19 protein-coding genes are annotated in these 20,314 nt (G+C 71.8%); 7 read left to right on the top strand and 12 right to left on the bottom strand.

Annotated features, from left to right (window positions below):
* Nucleotides 1-35: 35 nt before the first annotated feature.
* Genes BH708_RS01795 through BH708_RS01780 form a run of 4 tightly spaced genes read right to left on the bottom strand, consistent with a single transcriptional unit; the run spans nt 36 to nt 3,878 of the window.
* A complete protein-coding gene (locus BH708_RS01795) occupies nt 36-374 on the bottom strand; it encodes a non-heme iron oxygenase ferredoxin subunit (RefSeq protein WP_076806128.1) in 339 nt (112 codons plus the stop codon).
* A complete protein-coding gene (gene sufD / locus BH708_RS01790; RefSeq protein WP_076806125.1) occupies nt 374-1,717 on the bottom strand; it encodes a Fe-S cluster assembly protein SufD in 1,344 nt (447 codons plus the stop codon). The genes BH708_RS01795 and sufD overlap by 1 nt, the downstream gene beginning before the upstream one ends.
* Nucleotides 1,717-3,144, bottom strand: a complete 1,428-nt coding sequence (sufB, locus tag BH708_RS01785; protein ID WP_076806123.1) for a Fe-S cluster assembly protein SufB — start codon at nt 3,142-3,144, stop codon at nt 1,717-1,719. Before sufB ends, sufD begins: the two co-directional genes overlap by 1 nt.
* Nucleotides 3,141-3,878 (bottom strand): metalloregulator ArsR/SmtB family transcription factor, encoded by a 738-nt coding sequence (locus tag BH708_RS01780; protein WP_076806122.1) that lies wholly within the window; start codon nt 3,876-3,878, stop codon nt 3,141-3,143. The genes sufB and BH708_RS01780 overlap by 4 nt, the downstream gene beginning before the upstream one ends.
* Before the next feature lie 234 nt (nt 3,879-4,112).
* Between BH708_RS01780 and BH708_RS01775 the strand changes: the two genes are divergently transcribed.
* The 5 genes from BH708_RS01775 (at nt 4,113) to map (ending at nt 9,054) form a co-directional block, all read left to right on the top strand.
* Nucleotides 4,113-5,180 (top strand): glutathione S-transferase family protein, encoded by a 1,068-nt coding sequence (locus BH708_RS01775; RefSeq protein WP_076806120.1) that lies wholly within the window; start codon nt 4,113-4,115, stop codon nt 5,178-5,180.
* Nucleotides 5,181-5,307: 127 nt separating this feature from the next.
* Entirely contained in the window at nt 5,308-6,249 is a 942-nt protein-coding gene (locus BH708_RS01770; RefSeq protein ID WP_253705438.1) for an ABC transporter ATP-binding protein, read from the top strand.
* Entirely contained in the window at nt 6,246-7,064 is an 819-nt protein-coding gene (locus BH708_RS01765; protein WP_076806116.1) for an ABC transporter permease, read from the top strand. Before BH708_RS01770 ends, BH708_RS01765 begins: the two co-directional genes overlap by 4 nt.
* A gap of 95 nt (nt 7,065-7,159) precedes the next feature.
* The gene (locus BH708_RS01760; protein WP_076806115.1) at nt 7,160-8,239 is read left to right on the top strand and encodes a heme A synthase; all 1,080 of its coding nucleotides are present in this window, start codon (nt 7,160-7,162) and stop codon (nt 8,237-8,239) included.
* On the top strand, nt 8,236-9,054 hold the full coding sequence (gene map / locus BH708_RS01755; protein ID WP_076806113.1) for a type I methionyl aminopeptidase: 819 nt from the start codon (nt 8,236-8,238) through the stop codon (nt 9,052-9,054). Before BH708_RS01760 ends, map begins: the two co-directional genes overlap by 4 nt.
* Nucleotides 9,055-9,334: 280 nt before the next feature.
* Here the strand turns inward: map and acnA are convergent, their stop codons facing one another.
* The 5 genes from acnA to dut form a co-directional block, all read right to left on the bottom strand.
* On the bottom strand, nt 9,335-12,142 hold the full coding sequence (gene acnA / locus BH708_RS01750; RefSeq protein ID WP_076806111.1) for an aconitate hydratase AcnA: 2,808 nt from the start codon (nt 12,140-12,142) through the stop codon (nt 9,335-9,337).
* Nucleotides 12,143-12,365: 223 nt separating this feature from the next.
* Complete coding sequence (locus BH708_RS01745; protein ID WP_076806109.1) at nt 12,366-13,682, bottom strand: class I SAM-dependent RNA methyltransferase; 1,317 nt, start codon at nt 13,680-13,682, stop codon at nt 12,366-12,368.
* 163 nt (nt 13,683-13,845) lie between these two features.
* Nucleotides 13,846-14,601, bottom strand: a complete 756-nt coding sequence (locus BH708_RS01740) for a DUF3159 domain-containing protein (protein WP_076806107.1) — start codon at nt 14,599-14,601, stop codon at nt 13,846-13,848.
* Nucleotides 14,598-15,380 (bottom strand): DUF3710 domain-containing protein, encoded by a 783-nt coding sequence (locus BH708_RS01735; RefSeq protein WP_076806105.1) that lies wholly within the window; start codon nt 15,378-15,380, stop codon nt 14,598-14,600. The genes BH708_RS01740 and BH708_RS01735 overlap by 4 nt, the downstream gene beginning before the upstream one ends.
* A 3-nt stretch (nt 15,381-15,383) precedes the next feature.
* Nucleotides 15,384-15,923 (bottom strand): dUTP diphosphatase, encoded by a 540-nt coding sequence (gene dut, locus BH708_RS01730; RefSeq protein WP_076806103.1) that lies wholly within the window; start codon nt 15,921-15,923, stop codon nt 15,384-15,386.
* 62 nt (nt 15,924-15,985) lie between these two features.
* Here dut and BH708_RS01725 point away from each other — a divergent pair, with 62 nt between their 5' ends.
* The gene (locus tag BH708_RS01725) at nt 15,986-16,510 is read left to right on the top strand and encodes a DUF3093 domain-containing protein (protein ID WP_076806102.1); all 525 of its coding nucleotides are present in this window, start codon (nt 15,986-15,988) and stop codon (nt 16,508-16,510) included.
* A 105-nt stretch (nt 16,511-16,615) separates the two neighbouring features.
* Here the strand turns inward: BH708_RS01725 and BH708_RS01720 are convergent, their stop codons facing one another.
* Nucleotides 16,616-16,918 carry a DUF4193 domain-containing protein gene (locus BH708_RS01720; protein ID WP_076806100.1) on the bottom strand — a complete coding sequence of 101 codons (303 nt, stop codon included), beginning with the start codon at nt 16,916-16,918 and terminating at the stop codon, nt 16,616-16,618.
* 292 nt (nt 16,919-17,210) lie between these two features.
* Between BH708_RS01720 and sepH the strand changes: the two genes are divergently transcribed.
* Nucleotides 17,211-18,488: a septation protein SepH gene (sepH, locus tag BH708_RS01715; RefSeq protein ID WP_076806099.1), complete on the top strand. Its 1,278-nt coding sequence runs from the start codon at nt 17,211-17,213 to the stop codon at nt 18,486-18,488.
* A gap of 17 nt (nt 18,489-18,505) precedes the next feature.
* Here the strand turns inward: sepH and BH708_RS01710 are convergent, their stop codons facing one another.
* A complete protein-coding gene (locus BH708_RS01710) occupies nt 18,506-19,702 on the bottom strand; it encodes an alkaline phosphatase family protein (protein ID WP_083713192.1) in 1,197 nt (398 codons plus the stop codon).
* A gap of 11 nt (nt 19,703-19,713) precedes the next feature.
* On the bottom strand, nt 19,714-20,289 hold the full coding sequence (locus BH708_RS01705) for a DUF5998 family protein (RefSeq protein ID WP_076806097.1): 576 nt from the start codon (nt 20,287-20,289) through the stop codon (nt 19,714-19,716).
* Nucleotides 20,290-20,314 lie beyond the last annotated feature (25 nt).

Raw genomic sequence — 20,314 nt, 5'->3', positions numbered from 1 at the left:
CGGGGGCGGGCATCGCGGCGCGGTGCCCGCAGTGATCAGGTGTCGGCGGCGGCGGTCGGATCCACGAGGATCTCGCCGCTGCTGGAGTCGATCCGCACGGGGAAGACCCGCACGGGAAGGACGGCCGGGAGCTGCAGGGGACGACCCGTGACCAGGTCGAACTGGCTGCCGTGCTTCCAGCATTCGATGGTGCAGCCCTCGACGTCGCCGTCGCTCAGCGGGATTTCCTCGTGCGAGCAGACGTCCTCGAGGGCGTGGACGCCTCCGTCCTCGTCGCGCACCAGGGCGATCTCGAGGCCGCCGGCGACGACATCGATCGCCTCGCCGGCATCGAGCTGGGCGAGGGTGGCGACGGGGACGAAGGCGTCCGTCATCAGTTCATGCTCCGGGAGAGCTCGGTCTCGATCGACTCGGTGAGGTGCTCGCGGATCTCGGGGACGTCGATCCGCTGGATCAGCTCGGCGAAGAAGCCGCGCACGACCAGACGGCGGGCCTCCTTCTCCGAGATCCCGCGGGCGCGCAGGTAGAACAGCTGCTCGTCGTCGAAGCGACCGGTGGCGGCGGCGTGGCCGGCGCCCTCGATCTCCCCGGTCTCGATCTCCAGGTTCGGCACCGAGTCGGCGCGCGCGCCCTCGGTGAGCACCAGGTTGCGATTGAGCTCGTAGGTGTTGGTGCCCTCGGCCTCCTTGCGGATCAGCACGTCGCCGACCCACACCGAGCGGGCGCTCCTCCCCTGCAGCGCGCCCTTGTAAGCGGAGTCCGAGGTGCAGTTCGGGGCCGTGTGGTCCACGAACAGGCGGTGCTCGAGGAACTGGCCCTCGTCGGAGAAGTACAGGCCGAGGTTCTCGACCTCCCCGCCGGGGCGGACCAGATCGGAGATCGTGTTCACGCGCACGGCGCTGCCGCCGAGGGTGACCACGATGTGCTTGATCTTCGCGTCGCGACCGACGGCCCCGTGGTGGGTGGCGATGTGCAGGGCGTCGTCGTCCCAGTCCTGCAGGGAGATGACGGTCATCTGCGAGTTGTCGCCGGCGACCATCTCGACGTTCTGCGCGTACTGCGCCGACCCGGTGTGGTTCAGCACGAAGGTCGCGGTGGAGGATTCCTTCGTCTCCAGCACGATGTGCGCGTTCGCCCGACGGTCGGCGCCGCGCCCGGTGATCTCGACCCGGTACGGCTCGGTGATCTCCGTGTTCTTCGGGGCCACCAGGTACAGGGCCTGCTCGCTGCGCACCGAGGCGACGGCGGAGGGGAGGTCCTCGGGCACCAGCACGGTGCCGCGGGGGGCCTCGCCGACGGCGAGCGTGGACGTCTCGGGAGCACCCTCGGGAACATCGACCTGGTAGTCCACCGCGGGGTCGCCCTCGCGGTCGTCGGTGGCGGTGTCCTCGAGCAGCGGGGCGAAGCGGCGCAGCGGGGTGAAGCGCCACTCCTCGATGTCGCTGGTGGGCCGCTCATGGTCGGAGAGCTCGAAGGAGCGCGCACGGTCGCCGCGGTTGTGGGCGCCATGCGCGGCGGACTGCTCGTCCGTCAGCGCCAGGCCCTCGTCCTCGAGCTCCGCGACGGCCGCTGAGTCCGCGGAGTTCGCGGCGTCGGCGGCCAGCGCATCCCGGGCGGCCGTGGGCACGGCGCCCGCAGCATGGCCGGCGTTCTCGTCGGCCGCAGGGTCCTCTGCGTACTCCGCATCCTTGAGTTCGGTCATGTCGGAGGTGGTCATCAACCGACTGCTCCTTCCATCTGCAGCTCGATCAGGCGGTTCAGTTCGAGGGCGTACTCCATCGGGAGCTCGCGCGCGATGGGTTCGATGAACCCGCGCACGATCATGGCCATCGCCTCGGTCTCCTCCATGCCGCGGCTCCTCAGGTAGAAGAGCTGCTCCTCGGAGACCTTGGAGACGGTGGCCTCGTGGCCCATCTGCACGTCGTCGACGCGGACGTCGACGTAGGGGTAGGTGTCGGTGCGGGAGATCTGGTCCACCAGCAGCGCATCGCACAGGACGGTGGAGGCGGCGTGCTCCGCCCCCGGCATCACCTGGACCAGGCCGCGGTAGGAGCTGCGTCCACCGCCGCGCGAGACCGACTTGGACACGATCGAGCTCGAGGTGTGCGGTGCCATGTGCACCATCTTCGAGCCGGTGTCCTGGTGCTGGCCCTCCCCGGCGAAGGCGACCGACAGCGTCTCGCCGCGGGCGTGCTCGCCCATCAGCCACACGGCCGGGTACTTCATGGTGACCTTCGAGCCGATGTTGCCGTCGACCCATTCCATGGAGCCGCCCTGCTCGACGGTGGTGCGCTTGGTGACCAGGTTGTACACGTTGTTCGACCAGTTCTGGATGGTCGTGTACCGCACGTTCGCGTCCTTCTTCACCACGATCTCGACGACCGCGCTGTGGAGCGAGTCGGACTGGTAGATCGGCGCGGTGCATCCCTCGACGTAGTGCACGGAGGAGCCCTCGTCCGCGATGATCAGGGTGCGCTCGAACTGGCCCATGTTCTCGGTGTTGATCCGGAAGTAGGCCTGCAGCGGGATCTCCACGTGGACGCCCTTGGGGACGTAGACGAAGGAGCCGCCGGACCATACGGCGGTGTTCAGCGCGGAGAACTTGTTGTCCCCGGCGGGGATCACGGTGCCGAAGTACTCCTCGAACAGCTCGGGGTAGTCCCGCAGACCCGTGTCGGTGTCCACGAAAATGACGCCCTGCTCCTCGAGATCCTCACGGATCTGGTGGTAGACGACCTCGGACTCGTACTGCGCGGCGACCCCGGCGACGAGGCGCTGCTTCTCCGCCTCCGGGATGCCCAGGCGGTCGTAGGTCTCCTTGATGTCGGCCGGGAGGTCCTCCCAGTCCGTGACCTGCTGCTCGGTGGAGCGCACGAAGTACTTGATCGTGTCGAAGGCGATGCCGGACAGGTCCGGGCCCCAGGTGGGGAGCGGCTTCTTGTCGAACAGCTTGAGCGCCTTCAGGCGACGCTTCAGCATCCACTCCGGCTCGTCCTTCAGCTCGGAGATGTTGCGGACGACCTCCTCGCTCAGACCGCGGCGCGCGGTGGCGCCGGCCGTGTCGTCGTCGCGCCAGCCGTACGCGTAGTTGCCCATGGAATCGATGATCTCGTCCTGGGAGAGCTTTTCTGGTGCGCTCGTCATGATGTCCTTCCCTCGGTGAGCGGAATGTGTGTCGTGCAGCAGTGAGCGCCCTGCGCCAGGGTGGCCAGGCGTTGGACGGGCGCTCCGATGATTCGGGAGATGACTCGGGTCTCGGCCTCGCACAGCTCGGGATGATCTGCGGCGACGTCGAGGACGGGGCAGTGACCATGGCACAGCTGCGCTGTGACGAGCGTACGCGGGCTCGCGCCGTCCCGTGCGCCCGGAGTGGGCAGCGGGACATGGAGAGGGCGCACCGTGGTGGCGTATCCCCGGGAGGTCAGCAGCTCGGCGAGCAGCTCGACCTTGCGGGCGAGGGTGACCTGCTCCCCCGCCGCCTCTCGTGCGGCGACGACCTCGGCCAGGGCCGCCTCCCAGTCGGCGACCCGACGCTCGGCCAGCCGGGTCACGGCAGCATCGCCCCCGCGGCGGGCGAGCTCCTCGACCGCCATCACGGCGAGCTCGTCGTACCCGCCGGGAAGATTCTCGTGCGCGGACTTCGAGAGCACGAACGCCTTGCTGGGCCGACCGCGACCGCGGTGGGTGACCGGCATCTCGTGCTCGGCGATGACGTCCTCGGCCTCGAGCGCCGCGAGATGGCGGCGGACAGCCGCGCTGGTGAGCCCGAAACGCTCCGCCAGCTGACGCGCGGTGATGGGCCCGTGCGCCGAGATCGTCTCGACGAGACGGTCGCGCGTGGCCAGCGGCCCCGCTGGATCCAGATCCGGTGCGGTCACGCCTGCATCACCCTCTTCCGTCGACCGTTCCCGATTTTACAACATACGCGTTGCCAAATACGAGAGCCGGCGTGTGGCCCACCCCACCCAGGATGCCCTTACCTGCACCGTCTCCCCTCGGCGGCCCGAACCCCGAGTCACGCCTTCCATATGCTACCGTTTTCAACTACTCTGAGAGGCATCCGCGCGACCCCATCGCACCGCGCCCCGCCGGAGAACGAGGAAGGGACCACCATGACCCCCGAGGACCGCACCACCACCGCCGAGCACTCGACCGAGGGCGCCTATGTCGCCAAGGGCAAGCCCTTCACGCGGGACATGACGTACATCGACGACCGGATCACCCGCGACGGCCGGGACGGATGGCCCGTCGAGGCGGGCCGCTACCGGCTGATCGCCGCCCGCGCCTGCCCCTGGGCGAACCGCACCCTGATCTCGCGTCGACTGCTCGGGCTCGAGGACGCTCTCTCGGTCGGCATGCCCGGACCCACCCACGACCGTCGCTCCTGGACCTTCGACCTCGACGAGGGCGGCGTCGACCCGGTGCTGGGCTACGAGCGCCTGCAGCAGGCCTACTTCGCCCGGTTCCCCGACTACCCGCGCGGCATCACCGTCCCGGCCGTCGTGGACATCCCGTCGAAGGCCGTGGTGACCAACGACTTCCAGCGGATCACGCTGGACTTCTCCACCGAGTGGACCGCGCTGCACCGCGAGGGCGCCCCGGATCTCTATCCCGAGGCCCAGCGCGAGGAGATCGACGCACTCAACACGTGGATGCTGCACCGCGTGAACAACGGGGTGTACAAGGTCGGCTTCGCCGGTGATCAGGAGGACTACGAGAGGGAGTACCACCAGCTGTGGGAGGCCCTGGACGAGCTCGAGCAGCGACTGTCCGAAAGCCGCTATCTGATGGGCCCGTCGGTCACGGAGGCCGATGTGCGGCTGTTCCCCACCCTGATCCGCTTCGACCCCGTCTACTTCGGCCACTTCAAGGCGAACCGCCAGCCGCTGTCGACGATGCCGAACCTGTGGAACTACACCAAGGACCTGTTCCAGACCCCGGGCTTCGGCGACACCGTCGATCTGACGCAGATCAAGAAGCACTACTACTACGTGCACGAGGACATCAACCCCACCCAGGTGGTGCCGCTCGGCCCGGACATGAGTCATCTGCTGGAGGACCACGACCGCGACCGGTTCGCCACGAACACCTGGGGCGACGGCGGCACCGCCCCCGACGCGCCGCTGGCCGCGGAGGTCGTCGACCCCGCCCACACCCCGCTGCGGGTGGCCGGTCGCTGATCGTCCCGGCCTCGCGGCCCCTCGGCCCTGTGGCCCCTCGACCGGTCGTCGCCCGCGGCGGCCGGCCGGGGCAGCCCGTCGTGCGCACCGGAGCTTCCCACGCTTCCGGCCTACGATGGGGTCCGCCATGACTGACCATCCCAGCTCGTCCAGCCCGCCGCCTGCGCTCGTCGCCGAGGGCCTCTCACATTCCTACGGCCCCGTCCGCGCCCTCGACGGCCTCTCTCTGCGGGCGCACCGCGGAGAGGTGACCGCTCTGCTGGGCCCCAACGGCGCCGGCAAGACCACCGCCGTCTCCTGCGCCACCGGCCTGCTGCGGCCGAGCGGCGGGACCCTGACGGTGCTGGGCCGCGACCCCTGGCGCGCCGGCCCCGCGCACCGCGCCCGGGTCGGACTCATGATCCAGGACGGCGGCCTCGCCTCCGGGGCGCGGGCGATGCAGCTGCTGCGCTACGGTGCGGCCCTGCACGCCCACCCCTTGGATGTCGACGAGGTCGCCGAGCACCTGGGCATCGACGAGTTCGCCGGCACCCTCGTGCGCCGGCTCTCGGGCGGACAGCGCCAGCGCCTGGCCCTCGCCCTGGCGATCATCGGCCGGCCCGAGCTGATCTTCCTCGACGAGCCCACCGCGGGCATGGACCCGGCGATCCGCCGCCGGGTGCGCGGGCTGATCCGGGCCCTGGCCGACACCGGCAGCGCCGTCGTGCTGACCACGCACATGATGGACGACGTGGTCGGCCTCGCCGATGCCGTCTGCGTCATCGCCGGGGGGCGCAGCGTCGCCTCCGGGTCGGTCCAGGAGGTGATCACCGGGCACCGTCAGCGCGAGGGTGAGGTCACCGTCCGCGCGGTCGCCCACGGCGTCGCCCGGGAGCAGGTCGACGCCCTCGAGGCGGATCTGCGGACTGCCGCCGCCCGCCACGGGGCGCGGCTCGAGATCACCGGGGCCGGGGCCGCCGACCTCGAGGACGTGCTGCTGGATCTCATGCAGCCCGCTCCCCCACGCCGGCAGGACCCCACGGATCCTGCCGCCCCGAGCCCCGCGAGCCCGGGAGGGACGACCCGATGAGCGCCACCGCCGACCGTCCCGCCGCCGGCCCGGACCCCGCCCCGCCCGCAGCGGTACCCCGTCCCGGCCCCGCGCCGGCCCCGCGCCGACGCCGCGTCCTCGCCCACACCGTCCTCGAGGCCCGCGTGCTGCTGTCCAACGGGGAGCAGCTGATGGTCGCGATCGTCCTGCCGGCGCTCGTGCTCATCGGTCTGCGCCTGCTGCCGATCGGCCGCCTGGAGGGCGCCGAGCCGATCGACACCGCCCTGGCGGCGACGCTCGCGACCGCGCTGATCTCCACCTCCTTCACCTCGCAGGCGATCCAGACCGGCTTCGACCGGCGCAACGGGGTGCTGCGGTGGATCGCGACCACCCCTCTGGGACGGGACGGATACCTCGCCGGGAAGGTGCTGGCGACCCTGCTCGTGCACGCCGTCCAGGTGCTCGTGCTGGGGCTGTTCGGCCTGGTCCTCGGCTGGCGGCCCGGGCCGCTCGAGCTGCTGGCGGCCGCACCGGTCTGGCTGCTGGGCACCGTCGCCTTCGGCGCGCTGGGGCTCCTGGTCGCCGGACTGCTGCGCACCGAAGCCGTGCTGGCGGTCTCCAACCTGGTGTTCGTGCTGCTGGTGGCCGCCGGTGGGGTCGCCTTCCCCGCCGAGGCGTATCCGCAGATCCTGCGCGGTCTCGTGGACCTGCTGCCCTCCGGCGCACTCGGCGAGCTGCTGCGCGCCTGCCTCGCCGGGGGTGCGTTCAGCATCGGATCGGTGCTGGTGCTTCTTGCCTGGGCCGTCCTCGGCACCCTTGCCGTGGTCCGCTGGTTCCGCTGGACGGACAGCTGACAGTGCCCTCCCCGTCACGGACAGGAGGGAGCCCCGATGTGAAAGGCGTCGCCGCGACGAGGGGACGCCCAGGGGACGTTCCTACAATCGATGCCATGAACGCTTCTCCGCCGGCCGTCGACGGGCATCCGGCTCCCACCCCTCGCCTCGAGCTCGTCCGACGGATCTCCGTGTCCGGAGATCGCACCCTCGGCCTCTCCGCGGCCGCCCGCGCCCGGATCGCCGCCGTCGTGTTCTGGGGGAATCTGGTCTGCCAGATCGGCATCATCGTCTCCGGCGGCGTCGTCCGCCTGACCAGCAGCGGACTGGGCTGCTCGACCTGGCCGAACTGCGAACCGGGCCAGTTCACCCCAGAGCTGACCATGGAAGCCGGGATCCATCCCTTCATCGAGTTCGGCAACCGCACCCTGACCGGGGTCCTGGGCGTCTTCGCCGTCGCCGTGCTGCTGGTCTCCCTGCTCTGGCTGCGCCACAAGGGCCGCAGCCTGCTGTGGCTCTCCCTGGTTCCGCTGATCGGCACCGCGGTGCAGGCGCTCGTCGGCATGGTGGTCGTCTATGCGGACCTCCACCCGGGCGTCGTCAGCCCCCACTTCCTCATCTCCCCGATCCTCGTGGCGATCTCCACCGTGCTCCTGTTCCGGCTGTACGACGGGGACGCCGCCCGGCGGCGCTCGCTCGTCCCGGGCGCCATGCATTGGATGAGCGGGGCGCTGGCCGTCATCGGCTTCGCGATCCTCGTGCTCGGCACCCTGGTCACCGGCACCGGCCCCCATTCGGGGGACGACGTGCACCCCGAGCGCCTCCCCTTCGACGCCCGGACCATCTCCTGGCTGCACGCGGACTCCGTGATGCTCTTCTGCGGCCTGCTGGTCGGACTCCTCATCGCGATGTACCTCATCGGTTCCCCGCGGCAGACGCGCCGGGCCGCCTGGAGCCTGGTCGTCGTCACCGCGCTGCAGGCGATCATCGGGTACACCCAGTACTTCACCGGTCTGCCGGAGGTCCTGGTCGGTCTCCACATGCTCGGGGCGGGCCTGCTCGCCGCCGGCATCGCCTGGGTCGCCGTCTCCCTGTACACGTGGCAGGGCACCGAGACCGTCGCCCGTGCCACCGGTCCCGCGACCGGCACGGAGCGCCCGGCCCCTCCCGCCGCCACCGGAAAGGCCTCGCGATGATCCTCGGCCGCCGTCGCCGCGTGACGCAGGAGCTGCCCACCCTCGACGAGGCCCGTCCGGCGGGCGAGTTCGTCGCCTCCGTCCTCTCGCATCTGCGGGAGGTCGTCGGCGTCGGCTGGAACCTGCTGGACGTGGACGCCGAGGCCCACCGTCTGATCCGGGAGGCCGGGGCGACCAGCTGCTACATCGACTACCACCCCGTCTTCGGCGCCTCGCCCTTCGGGTACGTCATCTGCACCTCCGTCAACGAGGGCGTGCTCCACGGGCGCCCCGACGATCGCGTGCTCGCCGACGGAGACCTGCTCTCGCTGGACTTCGCCGTCGAGGTCGACGGCTGGGTGGCGGACTCCTGCCTGAGCATCGTCATCGGCACGCCCCGCGACGAGGACCTCCAGCTGATCCGCGACACCGAGCAGGTCATGTGGGCGGGCATCGACCAGGTGCGCTCCGGCGCCACGGTCGGCGACATCGGCCACGCGGTGATGACCACCGCGCACGACCTCGGCTACGCGATCAACGACCGCTTCGGCGGTCACGGCGTGGGACGCACCATGCACGAGGCACCGTTCGTGCCCAACCACGGCACCCCCGGCGGCGGCACGGAGCTGGTGGCCGGGCAGCTGATCACGGTCGAGCCGTTCCTGGTGCCCACCACGAGCGAGCTGGTGGTCGATGAGCGGGACGGGTGGACCCAGCTGTCGGCCGACGGCTCCCGCGGCGCGCATGCCGAGCACACCCTGCAGGTCACCGACGGCGCCCCGGTCGTGCTGACCGCCCGCGCGGACGATCCCGCCCCGCGCAGCTCGCTGGGCTGAGCCGCGCCGGCCCGGGACGGGTGCGGCGCTGCGCATCGCCGCACCGACGGTGCTGCACCCCGCTCTGCCACGTCCGCACATGCGACATGGTCGACATCACATCGCCGTCGGGCCATGAGCCCGACCCCGCCTCGACGCCGGACTCCCCCGTCAGCCGCGCGACACGCACGCCGAGACCCCCGATACGCACCAGGCATGATGCGTATCGGGGGTCTCGGCGATCCGGTGCGGTGTGTCGGCGACGCGCCGGCCGCTCACGACGGCGGCCGGCGCGTCGCGATCAGGCCGCGGTGACGAGCTGCCGCAGCACGTACTGCAGGATGCCGCCGTTGCGGAAGTAGTCCGCCTCGCCCGGGGTGTCGATGCGGACCACCGCGTCGAACCGGACCTCGGTGCCGTCCTCCTTGGTGGCCAGCACCGCGACGGTCTTCGGGACGGTCCCCTCGTTCAGGGCGGTGACCCCGGTGACCGAGAAGGTCTCGGTGCCGTCGAGCCCCAGGGACTCGGCGGTCTCCCCCTCGGGGAACTGCAGCGGCAGCACACCCATGCCGATGAGGTTGGAGCGATGGATGCGCTCGAAGCTCTCGGCGATGACGACCTCGACGCCGAGGAGCTTGGTGCCCTTGGCCGCCCAGTCGCGCGAGGAGCCGGTGCCGTACTCCTTGCCGGCGAGCACCACCAGCGGGATGCTCTGCTCGGCGTAGGCCTGGGCCGCGTCGTAGATGAACTCCTGCTCGCCGGTCAGGAAGTTCTTCGTGTATCCGCCCTCGACGCCGTCGAGCAGCTGGTTGCGGATGCGGATGTTGGCGAAGGTGCCGCGGATCATGACCTCGTGGTTGCCGCGGCGCGAGCCGTAGGAGTTGAAGTCCTTGCGGGCGACCCCGTGCTCCTGCAGGTACCGGCCGGCCGGGGAGTCGAGCTTGATCGCGCCGGCGGGCGAGATGTGGTCGGTGGTGGTCGAGTCGCCGACCTTGACCAGCACGCGGGCGCCCTCGACATCGGTGATGGGCTCCGGAGCGGCGCCCATGCCCTCGAAGTACGGGGGCTTGCGCACGTAGGTGGACTCCTGGTCCCAGGCGAAGGTCGCGCCCTCGGGGGTGTCCAGGTTCCGCCAGCGCTCGTCGCCGGTGAAGACGTCCTTGTAGTCCTCGGTGAACATCTCCTGGGAGATGGATTCGCCGATGACCTTCTCCACCTCGGTGGGGCTCGGCCAGATGTCGCGCAGGTAGACGTCACCTCCGTCCTTGTCCTGCCCGAGCGGATCGTTCTCGAAGTCGAAGTCCATCGTGCCCGCGAGCGCGTAGGCGATGACCAGCGGCGGCGAGGCCAGGTAGTTCATCTTCACGTCGGGGTTGATGCGGCCCTCGAAGTTGCGGTTGCCCGAGAGCACCGCGGTGACGGCGAGGTCCTTCTCCGCGATGGCGTCCGAGATCTCCGGATCCAGCGGACCGGAGTTGCCGATGCAGGTGGTGCAGCCGTAGCCGACCAGGTGGAATCCGAGCTCCTCGAGCGCGGGCCACAGCCCCGCCCGGGTGTAGTAGTTCGTGACCACCTGGGAGCCGGGCGCCATCGAGGTCTTCACCCAGGGCTTGGAGGTCAGACCGCGGTCGGCGGCATTGCGGGCCAGCAGGCCCGCGGCCATCATCACCGACGGGTTGGAGGTGTTCGTGCAGGAGGTGATCGAGGCGATCGAGACGATGCCGTGATCGATCGAGTAGTCCTGCCCGGCCACCTGTGCCGGGTTCGAGGCGCGGCCGACGACGTGCTGATGCTCGGGGGCCTTGCCGCCGGAGTCGTTGTCCGAGTCCTGGGCGGCCGGATCCGAGGCGGGGAAGGTGCCGGTGGTGTCCGTGCCGTTGCCCGTGGGCTCGTGGTGGCTCGCGTAGGTGGGCAGGACCTCGCGGAAGGAGTCCTTCGCCTTCGAGAGCACGATGCGGTCCTGCGGACGCTTGGGACCGGCGATCGAGGGCACCACGGTGGACAGGTCCAGCTCGAGGTACTCCGAGTAGGCGGCCTCCTTCGAGGGGTCGTGCCACAGACCCTGGCGCTTGGCGTAGGACTCGACCAGCGCGAGCTGCTCCTCGCTGCGGCCGGTGAGCCGCAGGTAGTCGACGGTGACCTCGTCGACCGGGAAGATCGCGCAGGTCGAGCCGAACTCGGGGCTCATGTTGCCGATGGTCGCGCGGTTGGCGAGCGGGACCTGGGCGACGCCGTCGCCGTAGAACTCGACGAACTTGCCGACCGCGCCGTGCTCGCGGAGCATCTCGGTGATCGTCAGGACCACGTCCGTCGCGGTGGCGGCGGGCGGGATCTCGCCGGTGAGCTTGAAGCCGACCACGCGGGGGGTCAGCATGGAGACCGGCTGGCCGAGCATCGCGGCCTCGGCCTCGATGCCGCCGACGCCCCAGCCCAGCACGCCCAGGCCGTTGACCATGGTGGTGTGGGAGTCGGTGCCGACGCAGGAGTCCGGGTAGGCGCGCAGGACGGCGCCGTCGCCCGCGGCGTTCGGGACCTCGCGGGTCATGACGGTGCGGGCCAGGTACTCGATGTTGACCTGGTGGACGATGCCGGTGCCCGGGGGGACGACCTTGAAGTCGTCGAAGGCGGTCTGGCCCCAGCGCAGGAACTGGTAGCGCTCGCGGTTGCGCTCGTACTCCAGTTCCATGTTCTTCTCGAGCGCGTCGAGGCGACCGGCCACGTCGATCATCACCGAGTGGTCGATGACCATCTCGGCGGGGGCCAGGGGGTTGATCTTCTCGGGGTCGCCCCCGAGGTCCTGCATCGCCTCGCGCATGGTGGCCAGGTCGACGACGCAGGGCACGCCGGTGAAGTCCTGCATGATCACGCGACCGGGGGTGAACTGGATCTCGACCGACGGGTCCGCCGTCGGGTCCCAGGCCGCCAGTGCCCGCACGTGATCGGCGGTGATGTTGGCGCCGTCCTCCGTGCGCAGGAGGTTCTCGAGCAGGATCTTGAGGCTGTAGGGAAGCTTGTCGGCGCCCTCGACGGCGTCGAGCGCGAAGATCTCGTAGTCGGTCCCGCCGACGGTGAGATCCTGCTTCGCGGAGAATGAGTCGGCTGTGCTCACGGGGCGAACTCCTCGGGTGGTGGGGTGACCCTGTCATCGTAGGCGCGCCTGCGACGGCGGGCGGGCGAACGCGGCGACCGTCGGACGCACGAGGCCCGGGGTCGAGGGTCTCCGGAGTGATCTCCGGCAGTTATCTTGAAGTCAAGATAAAGTCTACCACGGCGCGAGACACTCTTCTGACAGCTCGTCAGCATACCCTCGTGTGCCGCCGCTCACGTGGCGCTCAGGCGCGTTCGAGCACCGTCACCGATTCCACGTGGTGGGTGTGCGGGAAGAGGTCGAAGGCGCGCAGGTCGACGATCTTCCACCCCGCCTTCTCGATCGCGGCGAGATCGCGGGCGAGGGTCGAGGGCTCGCAGGAGACGTAAACGATGCGCTGGCGGACGGCGCGGGCCAGCAAGCCCATCAGCTCGACCCCGGCCCCGGTGCGGGGCGGGTCCAGCACCGCCACGTCCACGCCGCCGTGGCGGGCGCGCACCCAGTCGACGACGTCGGCCGTGGCCGTGGAGACCTGGGCCAGGTCCTCGAGGTTCTCCCCCGCGAGCTGGGAGGCGCGCCGGTTGCCCTCGATCGTGATCACGGCGCCATCGGGGCCGACCTGCTCGGCGGCGGTCGCGGCGAACAGCCCGACCCCGCCGTAGAGGTCCCAGGCGGTGCCGCCGCGCGGAGCGCGAAGGGTGGTCTCGACCACCTCGGTCAGCAGTTCGGCGGCTCGACGGTGGCCCTGCCAGAAACCGGTGGCGCTCACGGTGAACATCCGCTCGCCGACCCGCTCGTGCACGGTGCCGTCGCCGCGCAGGGGGACCAGTCCGCGCCCGGTGCGCACGGCCACGTCCGCATCGCCCCAGCTCTCGGGGATCTCGACCGCGGCGGGATCGAGCTCACGACCGATCAGCACCACGGAGGCGGGTCCGGCCGAGGGGGCGACGGCGTCGATCGCCTCGGTGCCCTCGGGGGCGGTCCACTCCCCCAGGCGCAGGTCACGGATCGCGGCGGCCGCGAGCGGGTTCTCCCCGGCGTCGCGGACCTCGTGGGAGCGCCACGGCCGCATCCCGACGCGGCCGTGGCCGTCCACGGCGAAGCGCACCCGGGTGCGGGAGGAGAGCCCGTCGATGTCATGGGGCGCGGGCTCGACCTGGACGTCCTCGATGGGGTAGCTGGTCACCCCGGCCCGCCGCAGCAGCTCCTGCATCACCTCGCTGGCGATGCGCCGCTGGGCGGGAAGGGCGATGTGCGCCCACTCGGCCCCGCCGACGCCGTCGACGGAGGCCTCCTCCCAGACGGTCGGCACCCGGTCCACCCCGGCCTCGAGCACGTCGATCGCCTCGGCCCGCCAGAAGCGGGCGTCGGCCTGCTTCTCGGGGTCATCCAGCAGGCGGGCCGTGACCGTCTCCCCCGGGGCGGTCCCGCGCACGAAGACCACGCGGCCCTCGTGCCGGGCGACGAAGGTGCCCCCCGCCGCAGGCGGTCCGACGGTGAGGGTGAGAAGTCGGCCCGGCACGGTCGGGGTGCTCGGCATTCGTCGGGGGTCCGTGCTCATCGGTCCGCTCCCTCTGGGTCCGCGGCAGGTCCATCGCGCGGACCGCTGCGTCTCGGTCTCGTGGTGTGCTCCGACCTCGGCCGGGGCCGGGGGCGGGGCGTCGTCGTGCCCCAGTGTCTCACCAGGTGGTCCGTCCCCGGGCATCCCGGGCGCGCCCCCGTGATCACCCGCGGTCGCGGCGGGCCAGCAATGCGCGGTGCATCAGCCAGACCAGGTAGGCGATCACCGCGAAGGCGGGCAGGCCCATCGCGAGCTTGGCCACGCCCAGCGCGGCGACGTGCCCGGTCAGCAGCAGCGGGACCTGGACGGCGAGCTTCGCCGCGTACAGCGCGACGAACAGCAGCGTCGCCCGGGTGTAGACGGCGCGGGCGTCGCGGTCCGCGGACCAGTCCTGGACCCGGGCATCCAGCACGCCGATCACCAGGCCGATCAGGGGTCGCCGGGCGATCAGGGAGATCAGGAGGATCAGCAGCGTCACCGCGTTGATGGCGATGCCGGGGGCGTAGAAGTCGGTGCCGTCGCCGGAGCGGATCGCGAGCACGGCCCCGAGGCCGACCCCGATCAGCCCGCCGAGCACGGTGGAGGGGCTCTGCCGCTGCACGATGCGCACCAGCAGGAACCCCGCGACGACGGCGACGGCCGTCACGGAGGCCGCCGTCACCGAACCGGTGGCGACGAACAGGACGATGAACAGCAGTGTGGGCAGCGCCGACTCGATGATCCCGCGGGGCCCGCCGATCGCGTCGGCGACCGAGAACTGCTCCTGGCGCAGGACGCCGCCGAGGCCGCGGGCCGCGGCCGGGCCGGCGTCCGAGGCCGCGCCGTCGGGCTCGGCCGGGTCGCTCGCCGAACTGCCGGGCCCGCTGGGGGATTCGGAGGAGGGGCTCGAGGACCCGGCGCCCTCGGGTGCCGAGCTCATCCGACCTCGGTGATCTCGGGGCCGCGGGCCAGCGGGTCCAACGGGCCGGCTCCGATCTGGCCCAGTCCCGGGCGCTGGCCGGGCAGATTCAGCGGAATCAGCTCCTGGGGCGCCATCGCCTCGCCGCCGCGGACGACGACGAGCCGGGAGACCAGGGTCTCGAACGTCCTCGACTGCTCCGGGTCGCCGAGCGCCTTGCCGGTGAGGATCGCCCGCAGGAACCAGCGCGGCCCGTCGATGCCCAGGAAGCGGGCGGGGCGATATCCGGTGCGTCCGTCGGTGCGCTTGACGGGGAGGCGCGTGATCAGCTCGGTCCCGAAGACGCCGTCGCGGGTCTCGGCCGTCCCGCCCTGCTTGACGACAGAGTCGCGCAGCGAGGTGCGCACCTCGTCCCACAGCCCGCGGGACTTGGGGGCGGCGAAGGCCTGGACCTGCAGGGAGGATCCGCCGATGACCAGGTTCGCGCCGGTGACGGCGCTGCTGCGCTGGTCGACCTCCATGCGCAGCTCCATGCTGTCGATCGTCGGCACCCGCAGGCCGCCGAGGTCGATGCGGTCCTCCTCGGGGGCGTCCGCCTCGTCATAGGGCCCGTCCTCGAGATGCTCGGGGCGCTCCTGCTCAGGGGCGGGAGCCTCCGCGACCTCCTCGCCCTCGTCAGCGGACGTCGTCCCGGATTCCTCGTCGGCCGGCTCGGCCCCCTCGGGGACGAGGTCGTCCGCCTCCTCGGGGCTCGTGGGACCGTCTCGGTCCTGTCGCTTCGTGCGGGAGAACAGTCCCATCGGTCATCCCTCCGTGGTCTCGTCGGCCCCGGCGGTGGCCGGGGCGGTGCCGAATCCGCCGCTGGAGCCGAAGCCCGAAGCGGCGCGCTCGGTGGCGTCGAGGTCGTCGACCTCCTGCAGCGCCGGCGCCAGCACGGGCACCACGACCAGCTGGGCGATGCGGTCGCCGACCCGCAGTCCGAACGGCTCGGACGGGTCGGTGTTGTGCAGGGCGACCTTGATCGGCCCGCGATATCCGGCATCCACGATACCGGGACCGTTCAGCACCGTGATCCCGTGCTTCGCGGCCAATCCCGAGCGGGGACAGACCAGCCCCACGGTGCCGGGGGGCAGGGCCAGCGAGATGCCGGTGTCCACCAGCGCGCGTCCGCCGGCGGGGATCTCGAGGTCCTCGGCACTGGTCAGGTCCAGTCCGGCGTCGTCGGCGTGGGCGCGTCGCGGCATCGCGGCGCCGGGGGCGGGACGGATGCGCAGGGTCCGTTCCCCCTCGGGAGCGGGCGCGCCGGCGGGGTCGGTCTCCGGGGTGTCGGGCTCAGCAGGCATGCGCCCAGGGTAAGCGCCTGGGGGCGCGGGGGCTTCCAGGTCGTGCGTGAGACCATGGAGGCATGTCCGTCACACCCGATCCCGGCCCGACCTCCTCGTCCCGGAAGCAGCCCGCGTCGACCTCGGATCCCACGGGGCAGCAGCCCCTTTTCCGGGAGCGGCTGCTGCCCAGCCCCGGGGCCTGGATCGTCGTGGTGGCCCTCGGATCGATCGTCGGGCTGGTCATGATCCCGATCAACCTCACCCTCGCGATCGTGGTCGCGATCGTCTGCGTCGTGATCGCGATCGTCCTCGCGGTGCTCTACTCCCCCGTGCTGGAGGTCGCCGGGGGCCGTTTCCGGCTCGGACGGGCGCAGATCGAGGTCTCCCTGCTGGGTGAGCCCGAGGTGCTGACGGGCGAGGACTGGCAGCGCACCATCGGTCAGGACTTCGAACCGCTCGCCCACCATTGCGTGCGCGGATGGGCGCACTCCGGGATCCGCGTCGAGGTGCTCGATGCGGCCGATCCCACCAGCGCCTGGGTCGCCACCACCCGCCGGCCCGACGATCTCGCGCTCGCCCTGCGCACCGCACGGCACGGCCGCTGAGGGCGTCCGGGCCCCGACGCGGCGACCCTCGACGCCGACCTCGAGAACGACGACGGCGCCGCCCCGTCGGGGCGGCGCCGTCGGGCACGGCAGGGCGTCGGCCGCTCAGGCGGCGGCGCACTCCTTGCAGATGATGAGCGTGCCCTCGACGTGATCGATCTGGCTGCGGTGCTTCACGAGGAAGCAGCTCGCGCAGGTGAACTCATCGGCCTGGCGGGGAAGCACCCGCACCGAGAGCTCCTCGCCGGAGAGGTCGGCGCCGGGGAGCTCGTACGAGTCCGCCGCCTCCGCCTCGTCCTCGTCGACCGTCGGGGCCGCCGCTTCGTTCCGGCGGCCCTTCAGCTCCTCGATCGAGTCATCGCTGGATTCGTCGTCGTTCTTGCGCGGGGCGTCGTAATCAGTGGCCATCAACGGTCCGTTCTCATGTCTTTGTCTGTCACCGGGCGGTGGCCCGAGCGGGAAGGACTGCGGCGCTCCAGCACTGCGTCATCGCCCTGCCCCCCAATGGGCCGGTCCGCGTCGCAACGCTGAATGCGGCGGCATTATTGCAGAGAGGTCTGTGCCCGGCAACAGAACGTCCACGCACGGCTCGACACGCCCCGGGCCGGGGCGCGGACGTCGTCGCGCGAGCGTCCCACAAGATATGGTCGCGGCCTAGACTTCTGCACGCGAGGCAGCGGCTCCGACGGAGAGGACGACGATGCGCGAGCTCGAACTCGACGGGATCCATGACGACGGGGAGCATGTGATCCTGGTCGACTCGGACGGCGAGCGGTACACGCTGCGCATCGACAAGGCCCTCCGGGCCGCGGTGCGCACGGACCGGCCGGCCCTGGGCATGATCCAGGCCGCCGACGCGGCACCCCTGCGCCCCCGGGAGATCCAGGCGATGCTCCGCTCCGGGCGCAGCGCGGAAGACATCTCCGAGGCCGCCGAGATCCCGCTGGACCACGTGCGCCGCTACGAGGGTCCCGTGCTGGCCGAGCGCGAGTTCACCGCCCAGCGCGCCCGCTCCTTCCCCGTCGGCCGCGGCGGTCCCAGCCTCGACCATGTCGTCGCCGAGCGGCTGGCGGCCCGTGAGGCCACCGACGAGACCGCCTGGGACGCCTGGCGCCGCACCGACGGCAGCTGGACCCTGGAGCTGACCTTCTCCGCCGGCGGCCGGACCCGCCAGGCCCACTGGGTCGCCGACCTGGACAACCGCTCGGTCGCACCGGTGGACGACGAGGCCCGCTGGATCAGCGACGAGGACGCCCCGCCCGAGCCCGCCCGCGGCCGCGGGCGATTGCAGGCGGTCAAGAGCTCGGTGTACGACGTGGAGGCCGACGGCGCCTTCGACGAGCGACCGGCCGGGCCGCGCCGTCGCACCCCGTGGTCCGACCACCACCCGATCTCCGAGGATCACCCCTCGACCCTGGACGAGGGCGAGCTCGACGCGCTGAACGCCCGGCGCGGCCTTCGGTCCGTGCCCCCGCCCGAGGACGACTCCGCGACGGTCTGGTCGAGCCTCGACGAGGACCCCGCGGAGGAGGGCGCCGGGTCTGTCGCCCGCGGCGACGCGGCCCCCGCCGCCGCGGACGCCGGGGCCTCCGCCCCGAGCGCACAGGAGGTCGACGGAGAACTCGAGGACTCCGACCGCGAGGCCCAGCTGGAGCACGCCGACGCCCCGGAGTCCGCGTCGGCCGAGGACGACGCCGACCCGGCCGCGGACGCCGCCGCGCAGGAGGCCGACGCCCCCTCCGGCGAGGACGAGGAGGCCGGCCCGGCCGCGGACGAGATCCGATACCAGGACACCGTCGACCTCACTCCCCTGCCGGGCTTCGACGAACCCGCGGGGGCCTCTCCCTCGCCGCGTGGTGAGGACGAGAAGGCGACGAAGTCCTCGTCGTCCCCCACCCCGGGGCGGTCGAAGTCGAGGAGCAAGCGCGCCTCGATGCCCAGCTGGGACGAGATCGTGTTCGGCTCCAAGCACGACTGACCGGGTCCCGCCCGAGCTCAGACGCTCGCGCGCAGCAGCGGCACCCAGCTCTCGGCCGGGGTCAGAGAGCCATGCACCCCGATGAGCGCACGGGCGGTGTCCGGTCGTCGCGAGTAGTCGTCGACGCTCCAGCGACCCCTCGCCAGGACCAGCACGTCGGGGAGCCGCCCCTGGACCCGGGCCGGCACCGGGGCCCCGGCCGGGCCCAGCAGCGCGGAGGCGAGGACCTCGGCGCGCGGGAGCACCAGCGCTCGTTCACCCAGCATGTCCTGCAGGCCGTCCGCGAGCTCCGCCGCCGCGCCCTGCCCGGCGACCGCTCGCAGCGCGAGGGCCCGGGACTCCCCCGCCACCGTGGCGACCAGGCGCTGCAGGCCTGGATGGTCCGCCAGGTCGACGGTCGCCTCCGGCGCCGTGTCGACCATGCCGTGGTCGGCCGTCAGATGGATCCGGGTGCCGCGCGGCAGCCGTCGCAGCAGCGTGCCCACGAGGGCGTCCACCTCGGCGAGCGCCGTGCGCCAGGCCTCGCTGTCGACGCCGTGGCGGTGCCCGGCGTGATCGACGTCGTCGACGTGCAGATGGACGATGCCGTCCGGTCCCGCCCGGTGCAGGGCAGTGCGCACCGCGTCGACACGGTCGCCGCGGCCGTGCCCGAGGAACTCCCAGCCGCGGTAGGCGACGCCGCTGAGGTGGGAGCCCGCGTGCTTGGCGGGAGCCACCTGGACGGCGCGGCGGTCGCCGCGCTCGACCGGGGTGGCCTCGGGCATCCAGCGACGGGGATCGACGGCAGGGTCCCCGATCAGCTGGTTGATGGCGCGGCCGCTGTCCGGATCATGGGTGAGGTACCCGAGCACGCCGTGCACCAACGGCGGGAGACCGGTGTGCAGGGAGACCATCGCCGTCGCTGTGGTCGAGGGGGACACGGTGCGCACCCGGGTCGTGCTCCCCTCGAGGCGACGCAGGGTGGGGGTGAGGGCTCGGTGCTCGACCAGCAGGTCCGAACCCACCCCGTCGAGCACGACGACCAGGTCGCGGCCGGGCTCCGGGGCCGACAGCAGAGGTTCGATCACGTCGAGCTGCCCCGGCCGCGCACCGTCGGCGAAGGGCGGGGGCAGCAGGTCCGGAGGCCAGTCGGCCCACGGCTCGGACGTCCGCTCGAGCGCTCGGGCGGGGCCCGGCGCGCTCGCCGGGTCGGGAGCCGGTCCCTGGTCAGCCACGGCGGACCGGCTCAGGCGTCGGCCGCGTCGATGGCGTCGACCAGCTCCGCGTGGAAGCGCAGGGCCGCCTCGACCGCGTCGTCCCCGTCGGCCAGCGCACTGACGCGCAGCGCGAGGTCCGAGGGGGAGATCGTCCCGGTGTACCCGTGGTCGACCTGGCAGTTCGGGTCCTCGCAGACGGCCCGCTCGAGATCGACCCGACGGCTGCCGTTCCAGGTGATGCCGAGAGTGATCTCGGACTCCCGGCCGGGGGTGCGTTGACCGTCGGTGTCGAAGACCTGCGAGATGCCGGTGGAGAAGATGCCCTTCAGCCGCACCCGTTCGGTCGTCGAGACCACTTGGGAGGGGTTCAGGGCGTCCGCCGGGTCGTCGTCGAGATGGGTGACCAGCAGGTGGGTCGCGGTCAGGACGAGGATGGTGAGATGGCGGCGCACCTCGGGGCCGTCGAAGGTGGTCTCGGGGCGCACGAGATGAGCGAGCGGACGCCCGCCGTGCAGGGAGCGCTGCACGCTCTGGGCGGCCGTCTGCGGGAAGTATCCGGCGGTCTCGAGCTCCGTGAGCAGATCAGCGGGGAGAGCGGTGGTCATCGCTCCAGTGTCCCACGCCGGTCAG

It is taken from the genome of Brachybacterium sp. P6-10-X1 (assembly GCF_001969445.1).
GTDB lineage: Bacteria > Actinomycetota > Actinomycetes > Actinomycetales > Dermabacteraceae > Brachybacterium.
Note: the sequence above shows the minus strand (reverse complement) of the source record. Positions and strands in the feature narration are given on the sequence as shown.

Bases quoted from the DNA above. Each gene is read 5' to 3' on its own strand.
- BH708_RS01795 (WP_076806128.1), bottom strand. From the start codon at position 374: ATGACGGACGCCTTCGTCCCCGTCGCCACCCTCGCCCAGCTCGATGCC.
- sufD (WP_076806125.1), bottom strand. From the start codon at position 1,717: ATGACCACCTCCGACATGACCGAACTCAAGGATGCGGAGTACGCAGAG.
- sufB (WP_076806123.1), bottom strand. From the start codon at position 3,144: ATGACGAGCGCACCAGAAAAGCTCTCCCAGGACGAGATCATCGATTCC.
- BH708_RS01775 (WP_076806120.1), top strand. From the start codon at position 4,113: ATGACCCCCGAGGACCGCACCACCACCGCCGAGCACTCGACCGAGGGC.
- BH708_RS01770 (WP_253705438.1), top strand. From the start codon at position 5,308: ATGACTGACCATCCCAGCTCGTCCAGCCCGCCGCCTGCGCTCGTCGCC.
- BH708_RS01765 (WP_076806116.1), top strand. From the start codon at position 6,246: ATGAGCGCCACCGCCGACCGTCCCGCCGCCGGCCCGGACCCCGCCCCG.
- BH708_RS01760 (WP_076806115.1), top strand. From the start codon at position 7,160: ATGAACGCTTCTCCGCCGGCCGTCGACGGGCATCCGGCTCCCACCCCT.
- map (WP_076806113.1), top strand. From the start codon at position 8,236: ATGATCCTCGGCCGCCGTCGCCGCGTGACGCAGGAGCTGCCCACCCTC.
- BH708_RS01745 (WP_076806109.1), bottom strand. From the start codon at position 13,682: ATGAGCACGGACCCCCGACGAATGCCGAGCACCCCGACCGTGCCGGGC.
- BH708_RS01740 (WP_076806107.1), bottom strand. From the start codon at position 14,601: ATGAGCTCGGCACCCGAGGGCGCCGGGTCCTCGAGCCCCTCCTCCGAA.
- BH708_RS01735 (WP_076806105.1), bottom strand. From the start codon at position 15,380: ATGGGACTGTTCTCCCGCACGAAGCGACAGGACCGAGACGGTCCCACG.
- dut (WP_076806103.1), bottom strand. From the start codon at position 15,923: ATGCCTGCTGAGCCCGACACCCCGGAGACCGACCCCGCCGGCGCGCCC.
- BH708_RS01725 (WP_076806102.1), top strand. From the start codon at position 15,986: ATGTCCGTCACACCCGATCCCGGCCCGACCTCCTCGTCCCGGAAGCAG.
- BH708_RS01720 (WP_076806100.1), bottom strand. From the start codon at position 16,918: ATGGCCACTGATTACGACGCCCCGCGCAAGAACGACGACGAATCCAGC.
- sepH (WP_076806099.1), top strand. From the start codon at position 17,211: ATGCGCGAGCTCGAACTCGACGGGATCCATGACGACGGGGAGCATGTG.
- BH708_RS01705 (WP_076806097.1), bottom strand. From the start codon at position 20,289: ATGACCACCGCTCTCCCCGCTGATCTGCTCACGGAGCTCGAGACCGCC.